At 71.2% G+C, this 18,038-nt stretch carries 19 protein-coding genes; 3 read left to right on the top strand and 16 right to left on the bottom strand.

Annotation, left to right across the window (positions count from 1 at the left end; all coding sequences use genetic code 11):
- Positions 1–33: 33 nt before the first annotated feature.
- The 15 genes from ligA to ACIQZN_RS03735 form a co-directional block, all read right to left on the bottom strand.
- Positions 34–2,238, bottom strand: coding sequence for an NAD-dependent DNA ligase LigA (ligA, locus tag ACIQZN_RS03805; RefSeq protein WP_403988011.1), 2,205 nt, complete (start codon positions 2,236–2,238; stop codon positions 34–36).
- Positions 2,239–2,268: 30 nt separating this feature from the next.
- A complete protein-coding gene (locus tag ACIQZN_RS03800; protein ID WP_403988008.1) occupies positions 2,269–3,294 on the bottom strand; it encodes a methionine synthase in 1,026 nt (341 codons plus the stop codon).
- A 23-nt stretch (positions 3,295–3,317) separates the two neighbouring features.
- Positions 3,318–4,007 (bottom strand): SDR family oxidoreductase, encoded by a 690-nt coding sequence (locus ACIQZN_RS03795; protein WP_073964848.1) that lies wholly within the window; start codon positions 4,005–4,007, stop codon positions 3,318–3,320.
- 43 nt (positions 4,008–4,050) lie between these two features.
- Entirely contained in the window at positions 4,051–4,590 is a 540-nt protein-coding gene (locus ACIQZN_RS03790; RefSeq protein WP_073963830.1) for a TIGR00730 family Rossman fold protein, read from the bottom strand.
- 162 nt (positions 4,591–4,752) lie between these two features.
- Positions 4,753–5,553 (bottom strand): SDR family NAD(P)-dependent oxidoreductase, encoded by an 801-nt coding sequence (locus ACIQZN_RS03785; protein ID WP_403988004.1) that lies wholly within the window; start codon positions 5,551–5,553, stop codon positions 4,753–4,755.
- Positions 5,554–5,596: 43 nt separating this feature from the next.
- Positions 5,597–6,559: a T3SS effector HopA1 family protein gene (locus ACIQZN_RS03780; protein ID WP_403988001.1), complete on the bottom strand. Its 963-nt coding sequence runs from the start codon at positions 6,557–6,559 to the stop codon at positions 5,597–5,599.
- A gap of 4 nt (positions 6,560–6,563) precedes the next feature.
- Complete coding sequence (gene lxmK / locus ACIQZN_RS03775) at positions 6,564–7,667, bottom strand: class V lanthionine synthetase subunit LxmK (RefSeq protein WP_403987998.1); 1,104 nt, start codon at positions 7,665–7,667, stop codon at positions 6,564–6,566.
- Complete coding sequence (locus ACIQZN_RS03770) at positions 7,664–9,001, bottom strand: M16 family metallopeptidase (protein WP_403987995.1); 1,338 nt, start codon at positions 8,999–9,001, stop codon at positions 7,664–7,666. The genes lxmK and ACIQZN_RS03770 overlap by 4 nt, the downstream gene beginning before the upstream one ends.
- Positions 8,998–10,311 carry a M16 family metallopeptidase gene (locus ACIQZN_RS03765; protein ID WP_403987992.1) on the bottom strand — a complete coding sequence of 438 codons (1,314 nt, stop codon included), beginning with the start codon at positions 10,309–10,311 and terminating at the stop codon, positions 8,998–9,000. Before ACIQZN_RS03765 ends, ACIQZN_RS03770 begins: the two co-directional genes overlap by 4 nt.
- 177 nt (positions 10,312–10,488) lie before the next feature.
- A complete protein-coding gene (locus ACIQZN_RS03760; protein WP_403987989.1) occupies positions 10,489–10,632 on the bottom strand; it encodes an LxmA leader domain family RiPP in 144 nt (47 codons plus the stop codon).
- 210 nt (positions 10,633–10,842) lie between these two features.
- Complete coding sequence (locus tag ACIQZN_RS03755; protein WP_403987986.1) at positions 10,843–11,808, bottom strand: hypothetical protein; 966 nt, start codon at positions 11,806–11,808, stop codon at positions 10,843–10,845.
- A complete protein-coding gene (locus ACIQZN_RS03750; protein ID WP_403987983.1) occupies positions 11,795–12,400 on the bottom strand; it encodes a flavoprotein in 606 nt (201 codons plus the stop codon). The genes ACIQZN_RS03755 and ACIQZN_RS03750 overlap by 14 nt, the downstream gene beginning before the upstream one ends.
- Complete coding sequence (locus tag ACIQZN_RS03745; RefSeq protein WP_403987980.1) at positions 12,393–13,388, bottom strand: LLM class flavin-dependent oxidoreductase; 996 nt, start codon at positions 13,386–13,388, stop codon at positions 12,393–12,395. The genes ACIQZN_RS03750 and ACIQZN_RS03745 overlap by 8 nt, the downstream gene beginning before the upstream one ends.
- A complete protein-coding gene (locus ACIQZN_RS03740; RefSeq protein ID WP_403987977.1) occupies positions 13,388–13,744 on the bottom strand; it encodes a nuclear transport factor 2 family protein in 357 nt (118 codons plus the stop codon). The genes ACIQZN_RS03745 and ACIQZN_RS03740 overlap by 1 nt, the downstream gene beginning before the upstream one ends.
- Before the next feature lie 20 nt (positions 13,745–13,764).
- Entirely contained in the window at positions 13,765–14,385 is a 621-nt protein-coding gene (locus tag ACIQZN_RS03735) for a hypothetical protein (protein WP_403987974.1), read from the bottom strand.
- Positions 14,386–14,672: 287 nt separating this feature from the next.
- Between ACIQZN_RS03735 and ACIQZN_RS03730 the strand changes: the two genes are divergently transcribed.
- From ACIQZN_RS03730 to ACIQZN_RS03720, 3 genes are all read left to right on the top strand, one after another.
- On the top strand, positions 14,673–15,122 hold the full coding sequence (locus tag ACIQZN_RS03730) for an XRE family transcriptional regulator (RefSeq protein WP_403987971.1): 450 nt from the start codon (positions 14,673–14,675) through the stop codon (positions 15,120–15,122).
- A 207-nt stretch (positions 15,123–15,329) separates the two neighbouring features.
- Complete coding sequence (locus tag ACIQZN_RS03725; protein ID WP_403988445.1) at positions 15,330–15,713, top strand: hypothetical protein; 384 nt, start codon at positions 15,330–15,332, stop codon at positions 15,711–15,713.
- A 2-nt stretch (positions 15,714–15,715) separates the two neighbouring features.
- Positions 15,716–16,882: an MAB_1171c family putative transporter gene (locus tag ACIQZN_RS03720; protein WP_403987968.1), complete on the top strand. Its 1,167-nt coding sequence runs from the start codon at positions 15,716–15,718 to the stop codon at positions 16,880–16,882.
- Between the two features lie 24 nt (positions 16,883–16,906).
- Here ACIQZN_RS03720 and mnmA read toward each other — a convergent pair whose 3' ends face one another.
- The gene (gene mnmA, locus ACIQZN_RS03715; RefSeq protein ID WP_403987965.1) at positions 16,907–18,037 is read right to left on the bottom strand and encodes a tRNA 2-thiouridine(34) synthase MnmA; all 1,131 of its coding nucleotides are present in this window, start codon (positions 18,035–18,037) and stop codon (positions 16,907–16,909) included.
- Position 18,038 lies beyond the last annotated feature (1 nt).

Here is an 18,038-nt window from a genome sequence, read left to right as displayed (position 1 = left end):
ATCGGGTGACGCCGACCGAGGGTTGACGGGCGCTCACTCTCCGGGTGCCGCTCCCCCGCCCTCTGCCGGGACGGCCGCCTCGCGGGCCGCGTCCGGGCCTTCGGTGAGGAGGACGGCGAAGCCGGTCTCATCGAGCACGGGGACCTTCAGCTGGACCGCTTTGTCGTACTTGGATCCGGGGTTGTCGCCGACGACGACGAAGGCGGTCTTCTTGGAAACGGAACCGGTGACCTTCGCTCCCCGGCTCTGCAGGGCCTCTTTCGCGCCATCCCTGGTGTGCCCGGCCAGGGTGCCGGTGACGACGACGGTGAGCCCTTCGAGGGGCCGGGGGCCCTCGTCCTCGCCGGCCCCCTCGTCCTCCATCCGGACGCCGGCCTCGCGCCACTTGCGCAGGATCTCGCGGTGCCAGTCCTCGGCGAACCACTGCTTGACCGAGGCCGCGATGATCGGCCCGACCCCGTCGGCGTCGGCCAGCTCCTGCTCGGTGGCCTCCTCGATGCGGTCGATGGACCGGAACTGGCGGGCCAGCTCGCGGGCCGCGACGGGGCCGACGTGGCGGATGGAGAGCCCGGTGAGGATGCGGGCGAGCGGGGCCTCCTTGGCCGCGGCGATGGCGTCGAGCATCGCGAGGGCGTTCTTCTTGGGCTCGCCCTGCTGGTTGGCGAAGACCCGGGCGATCTTCTCCTCGCCGGTCTTCGGGTCGCGCTTGGGCAGCCCGCTGTCCGGGTCGAGGACGTAGGCCCGGATCGGCAGCAGCTCCTCCACGGTCAGCCCGAAGAGGTCGCCCTCGTCACGCAGCGGCGGTTCGGCGGGCTCCAGCGGTGCGGTCAGCGCGGCGGCGACCACGTAACCGAAGTGGTCGATGTCGAGGCACTTGCGGCCGGCCAGATAGGAGACGCGCTCGCGCAACTGGGCGGGGCAGGAGCGCGCGTTGGGGCAGCGGACGTCGACGTCCGCCTCCTTCATGGGCTTCAGCTCCGTGCCGCACTCGGGGCAGTGGGTCGGCATGACGAACGCCCGCTCGGTGCCGTCGCGCAGGTCCGCGACCGGGCCGAGGATCTCCGGGATCACGTCCCCCGCCTTGCGGAGCACCACCGTGTCGCCGATCAGGACGCCCTTCGCCTTGACCACGTTCTGGTTGTGCAGGGTGGCGAACTCGACCTCGGAGCCGGCCACGACGACCGGCTCGACCTGGGCGTACGGGGTGACGCGGCCGGTGCGGCCGACGCCGACGCGGATGTTGACCAGCTTGCTGTTGACCTCCTCCGGCGCGTACTTCCAGGCGATGGCCCAGCGCGGGGCGCGGGAGGTGGAGCCCAGCCGGCCCTGGAGCGGGATCTCGTCCAGCTTGACGACGACGCCGTCGATCTCGTGCTCCACGGAGTGCCGGTGCTCACCGAAGTACGCGATGAACTCCCGTACGCCTTCGAGGGAGTCGACCACCTTGTTGTACTTGGCGGTGGGCAGGCCCCACTCGTGCAGCAGCTCGTAGGCGTGCGAGAGGCAGTCGATGTCGAAGCCCTCGCGGGCGCCGATGCCGTGCACCACCATGTGCAGCGGGCGGGTGGCGGTGACCTTGGGGTCCTTCTGGCGCAGCGAACCGGCCGCCGCGTTACGGGGGTTGGCGAAGGGCTTGTCCTCGGCCTCCACCAGCCGGGCGTTCAGCTCCTCGAACCCCTCCATCGGGAAGAAGACCTCGCCGCGCACCTCGACCAGCGGCGGCACCCGGTCGCCCTTGAGCCGGTGCGGGATGTCCGCGATGGTGCGGACGTTGGGCGTGATGTCCTCGCCGGTGCGGCCGTCGCCCCGGGTCGCGGCGCGGGTCAGCACGCCGTGCTCGTACGTGAGGTTGACGGCGAGGCCGTCGATCTTCAGCTCGCACAGGAAGTGGTAGCCGGGCGAGCCGACGTCCCGGGCGATGCGCTCGCCCCAGGCGGCCAGCTCCTCGTCGTCGAAGGCGTTGTCCAGGGACAGCATCGGCTCGCGGTGCTCGACCGACGTGAACTCCGTGCGGTACGGCCCGGCGACCTTCTGGGTCGGCGAGTCCGGGGTGCGCAGCGGGGGGTGGGACTCCTCCAGGGCCTCCAGCGCGCGCAGCTGCCGGTCGAACTCGGCGTCGCTGACGACCGGCTGGTCGTTCACGTAATACCGGAAGCGGTGCTCCTCGATCTGCTCCGCGAGGAGCTTGTGCCTCTCCTGCGCCTCGACTGGCACCGCCGTCTGCTCTTCGCCGGCCATCGTCCCGTCCTCCCGTTACCCAGCGTCCCGCTACTCAGGGTTGTCTGCGAGCGATCTCGCGGCCCGGGCGCAGTGGGCGAGCGCGGCCCGTGCGTACCCGGGCGACGCACCCGCGAGTCCGCACGAGGGGGTGACCGTCACGGACTCGGTGAGAGTCCCCGGATCCAGCCCCAGCCTGCGCCACAGCGTCCTGACACCCATGACGCTACCGCCCGGGTCTGACAATCCGTCCGAGGCCGGGTCGGTGCCCGGTACGACCCCGAAGAACATCCGGGTGCCGCCCTCGACGGCTTCCCCGACGGCCTCCTCCTCACGCTCGGTGAGCAGGGAGAGGTCGAAGGAGATGCCGTCCGCCCCGGCCCGGCGCAGCAGCGCGAACGGCACCTCGGGGGCGCAGGTGTGCACGAGGGTCGCGGTCTCCCCGGCCGCCGCCAGCACCTCGCGCAGGGTGGCCTCCACGATCTGGCGGTCCACCGCCCGGTAGGTGCGGTAGCCGCTGGCGGTCCTGACCCGGCCGCGCAGCACGGCGGTGAGGGAGGGCTCGTCCAGCTGGAGGGCGATCCGCGCGCCGGGCATCCGGCGGCGCACCTCCGCGAGGTGGCCGCGCAGGCCCTCGGCGAGCGAGTCCGCGAGGTCGCGGCAGGCGCCCGGGTCGCCGAGGAACGCCTCGCCGCCCCGGCGTTCCAGGGCGGCGGCGAGCGTCCAGGGGCCCACGGCCTGGACCTTGAGCGGGCCCTCGTAGCCCTGGGTGAACTCCTCCAGGGCGTCCAGGTCCTCGCCGAGCCAGGACCGGGCCCGGCGGGTGTCGCGGCCGGGCCGGTCGCTGATCCGCCAGCCGCTGGGCTCAAGGTGCCCGTACAGCTCGGAGAGGAGTCCGATGGTGCGGCCGATCATGTCGGCGCCGGGTCCGCGCGCCGGGAGTTCCGCCAGGTACGGCATGCCCTCGCCGTCGCCGAAGGAGCCGGTGACGGTCTTGGCCGCCTCCCGGGCGTCTCCCCCGGGCATCGAACCGATCCCGGTGGCCGGGCAGTCCCTGAACACGCTGATCTCGCTCACGCGAGAAGCGTACGACCCCGCGATCAGCGGCCGGGGCGCACGGTGAGGTCGTTGACCTCGGCGTCGCGGGGCAGGTCGAGCGCCATCAGGATGGTGGTCGCGACGGACTCGGGGTCGATCCAGCGGGCGGGGTCGTACTCCTTGCCCTCCTGCCGGTGGACCTTCTCCTGCATGGGGCTGGCGGTGCGGCCCGGATAGACGGTGGTGACGCGGACGCCGTTGCCGTGCTCCTCGTGGCGCAGCGAGTCCGCGAGCGCCTTCAGGCCGTGCTTGCTGGCGGCGTACGCGCTCCACTCGGGGCTGGCGGAGAGCCCGGCGCCGGAGTTGACGAAGAGCACATGGCCCTGGGCGACGCGCAGCTGGGGCAGGGTGAGCCGGGTCAGCTCGGCGGGGGCGACGAGGTTGGCGTTGAGCTGGTAGTGCCAGGCCTTGGGGGTCAGCTCACCGACCGGGCCGAGCTCGACCACGCCCGCGATGTGCAGCAGCGAGTCGAGCCGTTCCGGGACGCTCTGCTGGGCGAGGGCCCAGGAGAGCCGGTCCGGGTTGGACAGGTCGCCGACGAGGGTGCGGGCGCCGGGGTGGAGCGCGGCGAGTTCCTTGGCGCGGCCCGCGTCGCGGGCCAGCAGGACGAGGTCGTCGCCGCGCTCGGTGAGACGCCGGGCGACCGCTGCGCCGATGCCGGAGCCGGCACCGGTGATGAGATGAGTGGACATGGCCCCCATCGTCGCATCCGCCGCCCGGGCCCCGTACGCCACATCACTGCAGGCCGGCCGACTCCTCCAGGTAGGCCAGGGCGCCGACGCCGTCCTCCGCGAAGAAGACCAGCTCGGTCAGCGGGAGCGGCAGGAAGCCCTCGTCCTCCATGCGCTGGAACTGCTCGCGCAGCCCGTCGTAGAAACCGGCGGTGTTGAGCAGGACGACCGGCTTGGTGTGCTTGCCGTGCTTCTTCAGCTCCAGGATCTCGGTCGCCTCGTCGAGCGTCCCGGTGCCGCCGACCATGATCACGATCGCGTCGGACTTCGCGAGCAGGAGCGCCTTGCGCTCGGCGAGGTCGCGGGCGATGACCATCTCGTCGGCGTTGGTACGCGCCTTCGCGGCCAGGAAGTCCACGGAGACCCCGACCAGCTTCCCGCCGGCCTCCTGGACGCCGTCGGCGACGACCTTCATCAGCCCGCTCTCGGACCCGCCCCAGACGAGGGTGTGTCCGCCGCGCCCCAGCAGCTCGGCGAATTCGCGGGCGGGCACGGTGTAGCGGTCGGGGAGGTCGGCGGCGGAGAGGAAGACGCAGATGTTCATGGGTGCCACGGTAAGGCCCGCCTTTCGGGGGCGGGCGCCCGGGATGCGGCGGGCGCCCGCGTGACGGACCCTGAAATGCGTGGTGCGCACACCCTTGAACGCCCCGCGCGGCCACGCCCGTACTGGGGTCGGGCGTGGCCGTGCGGGGCTCACCGAAGGCGGCTACCGGCCGGACAGGAGCCGCTCGGTCGTCTCCCGGAGTCTGCGGCGCTTCACGGCATCCTGTACGTCCTCGTGCGGCTCGGCCCGCTCCAGGCCGTTGTAGTAGCCGCCGGTGCCGGCCTCCGTGAACGGCGGGCTCATCAGGGCGAGGACCGCGTCGCCGCCCTGCGCGACCGTCGACTGCGGCGCGAGCCCGGTGTCGCGTACCAGTGCGGTGTCCATGAGATCGGCGGGGTGCACACAGTTGACCGCGATCCGGTACGGCCTGAGCTCGTCCGCCAGGTCCCTGCTGAACGAGGCGAGAGCAAGCTTCGTGCGGCTGTAGGCGACCCACCCGTGGTAGGACGCCGTCATCTCCGGATCGTCGTGGTCGACCTCGGACTGGGCGGCGGATCCGATGTTGATCACCCGGGCCTCGGCGGAGCGCCGCAGCGCAGGGAGCAGGAGCCGGGTGAGCACATAGGGCGCGAGGTATCCGACGGCGAAACGCAGTTCATGTCCGTCCTTGCTCGATTCCCGCCCGGCACCCTCAGCGCCCGGGCCGACGCCCGCGTTGTTGATGAGCACGTCGATCCGGTGGTGTCTGTCCCGCACGGACCGGCCCAGGTCACGGACTTCGTCGAGCGAGGCGAGGTCCGCGCGGTACGTGTGGACCGTCGCTCCCTTGTCCTTCAGGCTCGGACCCAGGTCGTGCAGGGCGGCCGGATCACGTCCGTGCAGCAGGAGGGTCGTGCCCGGAGCCGCCAGCCGACCCGCGAGGTGGCGGCCCAGCCCGGCCGTCGCCCCCGTGATCAGCACCACACGCCCGTCTTCCCGCGGCGGACCGCTCGGCATCTGTCGCTCCTCAGTCGTCATGATCGCTCGTGGGCGGGAGATTGAGCCAGGGGGCGTCGGGCCTCACTCCGGCTCTGTTCAGGGCATGGCAGACAGCCTCCTCGACGGTGCCCTCGTGCCCGGCCCCGGAATGCTCCAGCAGGCCGTCCGCCACGGCATGGGCCCTGTGCTGTCCGAAGCTCATGGACGCCATTCCCTTGCGGTTGTCGGACGGTTCGCAAGCAGTGGCCAGTCCCGGTGCGAGCTCTTGGGCGAACACCGAAGTCCGCCGCCCGACTCCGGGGCGTCCGGCGGTCGCTTCGACGAGCCCCGCCCCCGCGGCGTCGGCGGAACGGAGGTAGACGACGATCGCGTCGCGCCGCGGGTAGAAGAGCCGCGACGAGCTGACCTTGGTGCGATACCGCAACCCGCGCTCCTCGAGGTGCTCCAGGAGGCCGCCCCACAGTGCGGGTGCCGCGTCCGCGTTCACGACATGGAGGTAGAAGCGGGTGGTCGCTTCGTGGTCGTCCGGCCGCCCCGCCGAGCCGTCCACCAAGTAGAACCCGGCCGACAGCCCGGGCCTCCCCGCCGGGTAGCGCACCGTCCTCGTCCCGTCCGGCAAGGTCTCCTCGTCCACCGACGCCACCGGCATCAGGGTCCGTACGCCGTCCACGGGCACCACGAGGTATCCGGGGTCTTCGTTCCGGACGATCGAGTCGGCGGGAACGCGCAGCCGCGTCTCGCTGTGCGGGACGGCATCCGCGAGAAGGGCCTCGAACCCAGGGTCCCGCAGGGTCCGGGGACGCGGCCCGTCGTCCCGCTCCAGGCCGGCGTGGAAGACCTCGTACAGCCTGTTGGCCAGTGCGTGGCGCAGTGCGGCCCTGGTATCCGCCGCGACCGGCGCCCCCTGTACGCGTGCGGTGCGCCCGTCCGCATCCATGTCGACCAGGCCGACCGCGGCGCGCAGCCTCGGGTGAAGCATCGTGTGCGGCATCGGTTCAGTCCTTGAGGCCGAGAGTGGTGAGGAGCGCTTCGGGAGTGAGCAGCACCGTCCGGGCGATGCCCATCGCGGCACGCTGCACCGGATGCAGCACCGAACTCTGGGACGCCTGCGCCAGCACCCGGTCCATGAGGTGCCAGCCGGCGAACCGCACGCTCTGGAGTTGCAGGCCGTGCGTCACAGGCCGTCCGGTGGAGGCATAGCCTTCGTGGAATCGCCGGACGAGGGGGCGTACGCGATGGAGCTCCCGCGCACCCCTGGCGATCACTTCGCGGTCGGCCGGCACGGCGCCGGCCGGCTCGTTGCGTGCCGGGCCCGGCAGGGTGGCGACGGCGCGGTGGAGCCACTCCCCGATGAACGCGCCGGTGTCGCGTGCCGGATCCCCGAGGCGCAGTTCCTCGCAGTCGAGAAGATGGAAGCCGGGCCCGGAGCGCAGCAACTGGTCCAGGCGGAGATCGCCGTGCGTAGGACAGGTCGCGGCCGCGGCCTCGACCCGTCGCAATTCCTCGACGGCTCCGACGAGTTCCGTGTCCTGCTGAAGGATGCTCCAGGCCCGGAGCTCTGCCGCGCTCGACGCCCGGTGGATCTCCAGGGGCAGCGCCTCGAAGGCGGCCGGCGAGGGCTGGCTCGGCACCGACGCATCGAGACGGACACGTCCGGAGGGCTTGAGGCCGTGCAGTTCACCGATCAGCTCGCCGATCTGCCGCGCGTGGCCCTCGTCGAACTCCTTCGCGTCGGCGAGCTCTGCCCCGGTACGGGACAGAGGCAGCATCTCGAAGGCCACCAGGGCGTCCTCCTCGCTCCACCCCAGGCACCTCGGGGCACGCGGCGTCGTGCCGGGTGCGTCCTCCCGGAGCTCCTCGAAAGCGATGATGCCGCGCAGACGTCGCCGCACGTCCTGGGAGTCGCCGCCCAGTCTCTTGACGAAGACCGCGTGGCCCGAAGTGGTCGTTCCGGACCAGTTCTCGTTGCGCCCGGTGTGCGACACCAGGCCCTCCGGAACGAAGTCGCCGAGATCGAGACGGCGTAGAAACGCCGCGACGGCGGGGACCTGCGAAAGATCGGTGGCCCGGGTGAGATAGCGGCGGCGGGTCGTCGTCATCGTGCCCTCTGCTGCGGCGTCACGAGTTCCAGCCGCTCGAAGCGCTGTACCCGGGTATCGGGCAGATCCGCCAGGCGGTCCGCCAGCACGTCCGCGTCACCGACCAGCACGACGGTGAGACGGTCGGGGTCCAGATAGCGGCCCGCCGCCGAGACGACGTCCTCGGCGGAAACCGCGTCGACCCGGTCCCGGTATCCGGCGCCCCACTGGGGATCGGCCCCCTCGGCCAGCAGATTGGCCAGGAACGTCGCGTACGAGGAGGGCGAGACGGCCGCGGTCCCGATCCGGCCTGCCAGCAGCTGCTTCGCGTGACCGATCTCGCGCTCGGTCGGCGGGGAGCCCACGAGCGCGCCGAGCTCCCGGCGCGTCTCGGCCAGGGCATCGGCCACGGCCGGCACGCCGACGGCCACTCTCACCAAGGCGGTGGGCAGACCCGCGACCACCTCCACCGCGGATGCCGCCACGTACGCGTAACCCTTCTCCTCGCGGATGTTCCGGCTCAGCCGGGAAGAGACCCCGCCGCCGAAGAGGACGTTGGCCATGTCGAAGGCGGGCCGGTCCGGGTCGGTCCGGTGCGGCGCCGGCCCAGCGAGCAGCAGCTCGGCCTGCGTGGAACGCGGGCGGTGCACCAGGACGACGTCACCCGGAACGGCTCCGGGCAGGGGCGGCTCCGGGGCGGACGCCGTTCTCTCGTCCCCCTGCCACTCCGCGAACGCCCGCTCAACGGTGGCCATGATCCCGTCCGGCGCGAAGTCCCCCACCAGTACGAGGACCGCTCCGCGCGGCACGAGCCGGCCGCGGTGCAGCTCCCTCACGCTCTCGGGTTCCACCTGGGGCAGCGCCTCCGGAGGCGGGATGTCGCAGGGCGCCACCTGGTGCGGACTCCATCGGCGCAACAGCGCGGCCAGCGCCATCCAGCGGGCCTCGCCGCGCCCGATGGCGACCTCCGCGGCCACGCGCTGCCGGGATTCGAGGACCCGTTCGTCGGGGTAGCGCGGAGCCGCCAACGCGGCGGCGGTCTCCCTCAGTACGGGCACGAGCGATGCGGTGGGTATGCAGCCGAAGACCCCCAGCCGGTTGACGTCACGGCCGGCGGCCAGACCGGCGATCTCCCAGTGCAGCGCGCGCTCCGGCGGCAGCTCGGCGGCCGACGGCAGCAGCACGTCGCCGAGGACCTGGGCACGGGCCGCGTGCGCGTCCCCGGGTCCGGCGCAGGGGATGCTCAGCCGGAGCTCCACCAGTGGTGCGGTGGCGTCCGGGACGGCGACCACTCGGAGCCCGTTGGACAGGGTCCGGTCGAGAACGACACGGGTGTCTGCTCGTACGTCTGTCATGTGAGTGCCGCCTTCTGCGTGGTGCCGTCGGCGCCTGCGGCCGACCGGCCGGGGACCAGGCGCAGTACGGCGCGCGCCCCCGTGAGGAGTTGACCGGCCGCGTCGGCGACAGCCTGCGCGGTCACCTCGGCCGTGAGGGAGGGAAGTTCGTCGACGACCGCCGCACGGCCGTGGAGGAGCTCGCAGGCTCCCAGGGCTCTGGTGCGGGCCATCGGATCGGCGTTGCGTCGGGAGACGCGTGTCGACAGCCTCCCCGTGGCCACGGGGAGGCGCGAGGCAGCTGTGGACGGGTCGGTCAGGCGCTCGATCTCCTCGTCGATCACGGTGAGGAGGGCGTCCTGTTCGGCGTGGTCGTGATGGGTGACGACGAGGGCGAGCGTGTCGGGCGCGCGGGCATCCAGCGAATCGAACAGTCCGCAGCCGGCCGTGACCCGGAGCGCCAGCCCGGTGTCCCGCACGAGCCTCTGTTCCAGGGGGGCCGTCGGGCCGCCGGTCAGCAGCTCGCACACGGTCATCCAGGCCACGTACGCGGTCAGTTGCCGAGCCGGGTCCGGCAACTGGTGGCCGAGGGCCAGGGCCGGCCCGGAGGCATGGGCGTCCGCCCAGTCACCGTGCCGCGGGTTCAGGGGCGGGGGTTCGCTCAGGAGGGCGGGCTCCGGCTTCGGCCGGGCCGGCAGCCCGCCGAAGAGGTTCTCGACCAGTGCTGCGACGGCGTCCTCGTCGAAGGCTCCCGCAATGCTCAGCACGGCGTTCGACGGCGCGTAGTACGTGGCGTGGAAGTCCCGGGCCTCATCGACCGTCGCCCGGTCCAGATCCGTGAACTCTCCGTAGCCGTTGTGGGTGTTCGCGTACGAACGGTAGAGGAGAGCCGGCAGCGGTATCCACGGGAAGCCGCCGTAGGCCCGGTTCAGGATGTTGAGACCGACCTCCTCCTTGACGACCGCTCGCTGGTTGCGGAGGTTCTCGTCCGTGATGAGCGGAAAACCCATCCGGTCGGCCTCCATGGCGAGCACCTCCGCCAGGCCCCGTTCCGGTACCAGTTGGTAGTAGTCCGTGTAGTCCTGGTGGGTCGATCCGTTGGCGGTGCCGCCGAGCCCCTGTACGTAGCTCCAGTGCTCCAGCTTCGGATAGCGCGCACTGCCCTGGAACATGAGGTGTTCGAAGAGGTGGGCGAAGCCGCTGCGCCCCTCCGGTTCCGACCGGAAGCCCACGTCGTAGTGCACGGCGACCGCGACAACCGACGCGGAGGACGCGGGGGCCAGAAGTACGCGAAGGCCGTTGGTGAGCGTCAGCCGGCGCAACCGGGTCATGAAGTGTCGGTCCCCTCGGCGTGCACCGCGCAGGGTGCACACAGGTCCGCCGGGGACGCCCCCTTACGGGCGGCGCCCCCGGCCCTATCATGGATCCGAAGTGCTGGAGCCGACTCGATACTTAGCGGGATCAGTCGGCTCCGGCGCCTCGGTTCTCAGCCAGGCCCTGACGTCGGGTCAGCAGCCCTTCTTCCAGGTCAGCAGACCCGTGGCGACCGAAAGCGCGACGGTCGCCGGCGCCTCGTCGGCCTGCGGCGCCGCCGCCAGCTCCTCGGCGTCGGTGTAGACGGTGTAACCCTCGATGAGCTTCTCGGCGTCCATAGGGATTCCCCTCATATAGTCGATACACGCTCCAGGAATTACCGGAGCGCCCTTGCGTTCTCCTTTCTAGCACCCTTTCGACATTCCAGGAAAGGGTTTTCCGGCAGAATTTCGAGATCTCCCCGCGGAAGAAAAGGTCGCGGAAAGGAACCCGATCGACTTCGTCGATCAGGCTCCATTCACCGCACCCGACGATGGAACTACCCGCGCCTATCCGCCGCCGGCTTCTCCCCACGCAAGCGTCCCCGACCCGCCCCGGTCGCATTCATCGGCGACAAAGTTCAGCACCGTCGGCACCCACCACTCGCTCCACTCCACATAGGCGCAGTAGTCCCTGACGTGGTTGAGCACGCACAACGTGGCGACCCGGCCCGTCTCGGCGGTCGGCGCTCGTCCGTAACCGCCGGCGAAGGCGCTGCCCAGCGTGGACCACTCCGCGGCGGCGGCGTCACCGGCCTGGTCACGGATGACTCCACGCAGCTCCGCGAGCTCGCCCAGCACCCATCCGACGTCGAGCGACGGTCGGCCGACCGCCATGTCCTCGCCGGTGAGCAGCGCGGCCCGGCTGCCGTTCAGTCCGGGTACGACGAGCCCGGTACCGGGTTTGCCGTGCAGCAGAACGTCGTCGGGTGACGGCTCCGCGCATGCGTCGCACCAGTCGCGGAGCAGATCCCACCGCGCGCTCCCCAGCCGCTTCCTCGCAGCTGCGAACAGCCGTCCGGATTCCCCCGCCCCGCTCCCGTCGCCCAGCCATCCGGAGAGTCTGGAAATCCCCGAATGCCCTTCAACCCGCATGTCACGGCCGGAAATGGAATGCAGCTCTCCCAGATTCTTCCCGAGCCTTCCGAGCAGATCACGAGCTCTCGGATAGGAATATTCCCGGCTCTGCGTCATCAAAATATTCGCGAGCGATTCCGGACCGTTGGCCGCGTGGACGAGCCGATGCCCCCGGGCTTCCGGAAGCGCGAAATCCATCCCTTCGGCCGGCAGTGCGCGTATGCGGCCGAGTACGGCTGCGGCCGGCGGGCGCACCGGATCGGACCGCTGCGGCCCGGCGGAGCGCACCCACCGGAACCCGCCCCCGGCCGGCAGGCGGTAGACAGCCGTACTGGTGAACCCCGTTCCGTAGGAGTCGACCGGACTCGCACCCGGGAAGAGGCGGTCATCGTTCGGCACGGACCCCAGCCCGTTCCATCAGCGCCAGAAGATTCGGCAACGCGGGTGGCACATAGGCGTCCTGGCGGCCGGTCGTACTGCTCGAACCGGGTTCAGGCGTCGCCACACAGATATTGGGCCGCTCCCGGAGCTTCTTCAGGTGCTGCGCCAGGAGGGGGTTGCGCACGGCTCCCGGGGGGAGTGACGGAGCGATTCCCACGGGCACCTCCGTGCACTGGAGCGCCAGCATCGCAGGGCTGTCACCCCGGCCCGCGGCCATTCTGCTGATGAAGTCCACGGTCGCCGGATAGACAGCGACCGCCTCGGCCCACTCGGTCCACTCGACGTGCAGCGCCCCCGTACGGGGCTCATCCGGCCAGACGTCCAGGAGAGCCGGAGTCGAGTTGACCGCCGACAGCGCGGCGCGGGTGACGAAACGCTCCGCGCTCCGGGTCACCACGACCCTGCACTCCACCTCGGGCAGCGCCATGGCCAGCCAGTTCATCCAGTACGGCAGGAACGCCGCCCCGATCGACCCGGTGCCCACCAGCAGGAGCCGGCGAGGCGTGAACACCACGCCCCCCGAGGCGCCGGGTATGTCGCCGTCAGCCACCGAGACGCTCCAGTTCCGCCACCACGTCGCGGAGGTCGGCCAGCGCCGCCTCCACCCCGCGGGTCAGCAGGACACCGCCCGGAGACAGCACGACCTCGTCCACGCCTCCCCGGAGGTGCTCGGCCACCCTCTTGGCGATCTCCTCGGCCGATCCGGTCAGGAAGACCCCGGAGTCCACCAGCCCCTTCGCTCCGGCCTCGGGGTCCGAGGGATCCGCCGTCAGACCCGCGCTGCGCAGCATCACCGTGTAGTGCTCGGTGCTGAGGTGGTCCCGGTTGGCGGCCAGCACCATGGCCAGCGGGTCGACACCCGGGCGGTCCACGGCGAAGTGCACCATCGAGACGACGGCCGGTGTCGGACGGCCCCGGCTCTGCGCCCCCTCCCGCAACGCGGGAGCCAGCACCTCCTGGATGTAGGGCAGCGGCGTGAGCCAGGTGATGGCCGCGTCGGCGACCTCGCCGGCCACTCGTGCCATGCCGGACCGCAGCACTCCGGCACCCACGCGGATCTCCGGCTCACCGGCGGGCATCGCGGGCAGAGCGCCTTCCAGGAAGTGGTATTCCCCGGAGCGCCTGACCGGTTCGCCGTTCACCAGGGAACGCACCATGGACAGGTACTCACGGCTCGCGGTGAGCGGGCTGGCGAAGCGCCTGCCCCGCAACGAGGCGACCATTTCGGGGCTGCCCGGACCGAACCCGACGGTCATCGACCGTCCCGTGAACAACGCGACCGAACGGGCCTGCACCGCCGCCTCGTACGGGTGGCGCAGGCCCATCACCGTGACGGCGGTGCCCGTGGGGATGCGTAGCCCCCGACCGGCCAGATAGGCGAAGAGATGGTAGGCGTCGTACGTGAGGCTCTGCCCCATCCACAGCCTGGCCAGCCCCGCGTCACGTACGAGCTCGGCGAAACCCACGATGGTCTCGGGCTTCACCGGCATGATCGGGAAGAAGACCGAGACCCGCCCGGTGTCACTGGCCTCCCGCATCACGCGCTCGCCCCCTGCCCGAGGAAGTGGACCTGGTCGATGCGGCCCTCCCGGACCCGGTAGAGCGCCAGAACGGTGAGGGCGGCCGCGCCCTCGGCCTCGACCCGTTCATGGTCGGCGACCCACTGGGCCTGCTCAATCCTGGCCAGGGAGGTTGCGCGCACCCGGGCCGACGCGAACTGCGGACCGTAGACCTCGCGGAGCGCCGCCCTGCCCGACGCGAAGGCCGCTCCGTCCGCGAAGAGTTCCACCGCATCGTCGTAGCAGTCCAGGAACTCGTCCAGCGCCTGCCGGTTGTACGCGTCCATCTGACGGTCCACGACCATCGCCTCCGCGGAACGGGACTCGCGGGTCACAGAGGGCTCCTTCTTGGGGATCAGCATGCTCTGGAGTTGCTCAGGGCCCGGGGGAACGCCTCCGGGGTGTCCGCCGACACATAGACCGCGGTGGCCTCGACCGCCCCGCCCTTGCCGAGGTTGACGTGTACGGGCGGGTCGAGACGGACGCAGATACTCACCGAACCGCCGAGTGAGCACGCCAGGGCACCGGGTTCGCCCGGAATCGCGCGCAGCCCGCGGCCCGGAAGGGTCCTCATCGACCGGGATGCCGACTGCACCCGGTCGCGCGGGAGTGAGATCTCCCCGAGAAATCCGGTGCTCAGCACCACCCGGGACGACGAAACGGTGTGCGGATGCCTCGCCATCGCCGCGAGCACGCTGAAGCCCAGCAGGATCAGTGCCGCCTCCAGCAACGCGTGCGGCGCCCGGGCGGGCACCGGCAGGATCGACGAGACCAGAAAGGCGACGGGGATCTCGCACAGCGTCAGGGCCCATACCGCCTGGCGCACTTCCGCCGAGTGGCGGATCACCGCCACGCCGGGTCCGGCGCAGTCCGGCGGCTGTCGCCGGAGCTGCCCCGCGAGCGCCCGCGTCAGCACGCGCAGGCGCCGGCCGACTGCCGGCTTCACCGCTACGTGCACCTCTGTCGGATCGGTCACGTAGCGACTCCCGTTTCCTTGCGACGGACACCATGAGCCGAGGATCTTCCACTCACACAAGAGGCCTTCGGGGGCGCTTCTTCACATCAGTGGAGGCTCGGCGACGAGAACACTAGGTCACCCTTCGATCGCCGTGCAACTGATATCGAATCCTGACTGGGTAAACCCTTCACCTCCGTACAATGCACGCAGGCACACCCGGAAGATCACGGACGAGTTCGGACGCTGACCCGGCAGCGGGCCGAAGCTGATGCACCGGGTGCGAGCGCAGAGAAGGTGGCAGACCCATGTCCGATGAGAACAGCACGACCCTGGCGGATCGGCTCAATCATCTGTTCGCCACAGTGGGCCCGGACAGCGGCCAGGAGTACAGCAACGAGTACGTGGCCGCCGCCATCAGGAAGACCGGCGTCCCCATCTCGCAGAGCTACATCTGGCAGCTGCGCAAGCGGCGGAAGGAGAACCCCACCCTCCGCCACCTCCAGGCGCTGGCGGACTTCTTCGGTGTCCCGGCCGCCTACTTCTTCGACACCGGTGTCGCCCGCCGCGTGGAGGACCAGCTCACGTCGCTGCGGGCCGAACAGGACCGGCTCGCGCAGAACGGGGGACGGGATGTGCGGCTGATGGCCATGCGCGCCGGAGAACTGTCGCCGGCGCGTCGCAAGCAGGTGATGGAACTAATCGATGTCGTCTACAAGTTGGAACAGGCAGAACGTCGGTCCGCCTCGGGTGACTGACTCGTGCGCCGGGGGGCGCGACAGGGGGTTGCTGGAGTGGGTCTGTCGAACTGGTCCGTCCGTGACCGGCTTACGGAATGGCGGCTGCGACGCCACTGCAAGCGTGTACTCCGGGAGCTGGGCATCCAACCCCCCTTGCAGGTGGCGGAAGTGTGCCAGTTGCTCGGCGAGCGCAGGGGGCGCCCGCTCCGCCTCGTCCCTTACCCGATGCCGGTGCCGGGGCCTTACGGCGCCTGGATCGCCACCGGAACGGCCGACTACGTGCTGTACCAGCAGAACACGACGAAGCCGCACCAGGACCACATCATCCTGCACGAAGTGGGCCATATTCTCGCCGGGCACCGGAACGACGAGGACCACCCCGACGAGGCGCTCTGGCAGCAGGAGATGCCCGACATCTCACCCAGGACCATCAGGCGAGCCCTGCGCCGCACTTCGTACGAGGCCGTGGAGGAACGCGAGGCGGAGCTGATCGCCACCATCGTCCTGGGCTGGGCCTCGGTCCTCGACCATGTCGCACCGCATGCGGCGAGCGAGCCCTCACTGCGACGCATCCAGGCCGCGCTGGGCGACCGGCGGGGATGGCTGTGATCGTGGGTGAGGCCCCGGTCACCGTGCTGCTCGGGCTCGCCGTGGTGTGGAAGCTCTACCAGCTGTCCAGGGCGCCGGGCGACCGTGCCCTGCGTGCGGTCTCGCTGTGCCTGGCCTGCCGGGCTGCCGAACTGTGCCTCCTCCTGCCCTCCGTGTCGGCCGCACTCAGCTCCTTACTGGGCACCGGCACCGGCCGGCTGCTGGCGAAGATCTTCGCCATGGACACGGCCTACTGGCTGGTGCGCTTCTACCTCCACCTGCTGCCGGCCTCCCGGCGGTCCACCCTTCGGGTCCGCCGCGAGACCCTTCTGCTCTCCCTGGCGGTCGCCTGCGTCACCACGGCCTTCCTGGCGACGCCGCCGGCGGCCCGGAGCAGCCTCTTCGGCTACGGAGACATGAGCGCGCCCGCGGTCGTCGCGTTCCACGCCGTCCCGCCCCTGTATCTGATGTACACACTCGCCATGGCGCTGCGGTGGACCTGGGGCTACGTGAGGATCTCGGACGGCGCCGTGGCCACCGGGCTGCGCCTGACCGCGGCGTCGCTGGCGTGCATGCTGGCGGCCAACGTGGTCTTCGAGCTCAGCACGTTGGCCCGCTGGCGCGGACTGCCCTTTCCGGCCGACCTCTACCACCTGTGCCGGGAACTGCTCACCCCGGCGATCCTGGTGTTCGCCACAGGTCTGAGCTACGCCGGCATCGTGTCCCGTTGCGCCTCCGGGCGGATCTGGCTCCTCCACCGGCGGAACTACCGGCAGCTCGCACCCCTGTGGCGTGGACTCCACGCGGCCTTCCCCGAGAACACCCTGCGGGACTCCCCGGCCGCCCCATGGCGCGAGACGCTGCACGCCTGGGGCATCCACCGGCGCTACTACCGGCGCGTGATCGAGTGCCGGGACGGGCTGGTCCGTCTCAGCCCTCACCTGGCGGCCTGCGGAGTGGGGACCGACGCATCGCCCGAGACGGTGGCGAAACACCTGCCCCGGGCCCTGCGTGCGCAGGCGTCCGGAGACGCCGCCGCCGACCGGGCGGTGGACCTCATGCAGTCGGTCGGGGACAGTCTCGACGCCGACGCCCGGCAGCTGATCGCGGTGTCCGTCGCCTTCGAAAAGCCGCGCCGCCTCCCGCCGCCGGCGGAGGGCCCGGCTCAGGCCGGGCCCGGCCTGCCGTAGCGGGCCGCCAACGGCGGATCGGCGTCAGCCCACCGATGCGGTCCGGCTCCGTACCGTCGTCGCGATCGTCGCGGAGCCGACCACGCGGGTGCCGTCATACAGGACGACCGCCTGGCCGGGGGCGACGCCCCGGACCGGCTCGGTGAACGTGACGTGCAGGGTGGAGTCCGTCAGCTCGGCGGTCACCTCGGTCTCGCCGCCGTGGGCGCGGAGCTGGGCGGTGTACGTCCCCGGGCCGGCCGGGGGTGTTCCGCACCAGCGGGGCTTGATCGCGGTGAGCGCGCTGACGTCCAGGGCCTCGGCGGGGCCGACGGTCACCGTGTTGTTCACCGGGGAGATGTCCAGGACGTAGCGCGGCTTGCCGTCGGGGGCCGGGTGGCCGATGCGCAGGCCCTTGCGCTGGCCGATGGTGAAGCCGAAGGCGCCCTCGTGGGTGCCGAGCTTCGCACCGGACTCGTCCAGGATGTCGCCCTCCGCCGTGCCGCCGAGGCGGTTCGCCAGGAAGCCCTGGGTGTCGCCGTCGGCGATGAAGCAGATGTCGTGGCTGTCGGGCTTCTTGGCGACCGCGAGACCCCGGCGCTCGGCCTCGGCGCGGATCTCGTCCTTGGTGGTGAGGGTGTCGCCGAGCGGGAACATCGCGTGGGCGAGCTGGCGCTCGTCCAGGACGCCGAGCACATAGCTCTGGTCCTTGGCCATGTCCGAGGCGCGGTGCAGCTCCCGGTTGCCGTCGGCGCCGGTGACCACGGTGGCGTAGTGGCCGGTGCACACCGCGTCGAAGCCGAGCGCGAGGGCCTTGTCGAGGAGCGCGGCGAACTTGATCTTCTCGTTGCAGCGCAGGCACGGGTTGGGGGTGCGCCCCGCCTCGTACTCGGCGACGAAGTCCTCCACGACGTCCTCGCGGAAGCGTTCCGCCAGGTCCCAGACGTAGAAGGGGATGCCGATGACGTCCGCGGCGCGGCGGGCGTCCCGGGAGTCCTCGATGGTGCAACAGCCCCGGGCGCCGGTCCGGAAGGACTGCGGGTTCGCGGAGAGGGCGAGGTGCACACCGGTCACGTCGTGGCCCGCCTCGGCGGCGCGGGCCGCGGCGACGGCGGAGTCGACACCGCCCGACATGGCGGCGAGCACGCGGAGGGGGCGCTGGGGAGTCTCAGTCATA

It is taken from the genome of Streptomyces sp. NPDC097595 (genome assembly GCF_044761525.1).
Taxonomy (GTDB): Bacteria; Actinomycetota; Actinomycetes; order Streptomycetales; family Streptomycetaceae; genus Streptomyces; species Streptomyces drozdowiczii_A.
The sequence above is the reverse complement of the archived record's forward strand: the minus strand, read 5'-3'. Positions and strand labels throughout refer to the sequence as shown.

Bases quoted from the DNA above. Each gene is read 5' to 3' on its own strand.
- ligA (WP_403988011.1), bottom strand. From the start codon at position 2,238: ATGGCCGGCGAAGAGCAGACGGCGGTGCCAGTCGAGGCGCAGGAGAGG.
- ACIQZN_RS03795 (WP_073964848.1), bottom strand. From the start codon at position 4,007: ATGTCCACTCATCTCATCACCGGTGCCGGCTCCGGCATCGGCGCAGCG.
- ACIQZN_RS03790 (WP_073963830.1), bottom strand. From the start codon at position 4,590: ATGAACATCTGCGTCTTCCTCTCCGCCGCCGACCTCCCCGACCGCTAC.
- ACIQZN_RS03780 (WP_403988001.1), bottom strand. From the start codon at position 6,559: ATGCCGCACACGATGCTTCACCCGAGGCTGCGCGCCGCGGTCGGCCTG.
- lxmK (WP_403987998.1), bottom strand. From the start codon at position 7,667: ATGACGACGACCCGCCGCCGCTATCTCACCCGGGCCACCGATCTTTCG.
- ACIQZN_RS03770 (WP_403987995.1), bottom strand. From the start codon at position 9,001: ATGACAGACGTACGAGCAGACACCCGTGTCGTTCTCGACCGGACCCTG.
- ACIQZN_RS03765 (WP_403987992.1), bottom strand. From the start codon at position 10,311: ATGACCCGGTTGCGCCGGCTGACGCTCACCAACGGCCTTCGCGTACTT.
- ACIQZN_RS03760 (WP_403987989.1), bottom strand. From the start codon at position 10,632: ATGGACGCCGAGAAGCTCATCGAGGGTTACACCGTCTACACCGACGCC.
- ACIQZN_RS03745 (WP_403987980.1), bottom strand. From the start codon at position 13,388: ATGCGGGAGGCCAGTGACACCGGGCGGGTCTCGGTCTTCTTCCCGATC.
- ACIQZN_RS03730 (WP_403987971.1), top strand. From the start codon at position 14,673: ATGTCCGATGAGAACAGCACGACCCTGGCGGATCGGCTCAATCATCTG.
- ACIQZN_RS03725 (WP_403988445.1), top strand. From the start codon at position 15,330: ATGCCGGTGCCGGGGCCTTACGGCGCCTGGATCGCCACCGGAACGGCC.
- mnmA (WP_403987965.1), bottom strand. From the start codon at position 18,037: ATGACTGAGACTCCCCAGCGCCCCCTCCGCGTGCTCGCCGCCATGTCG.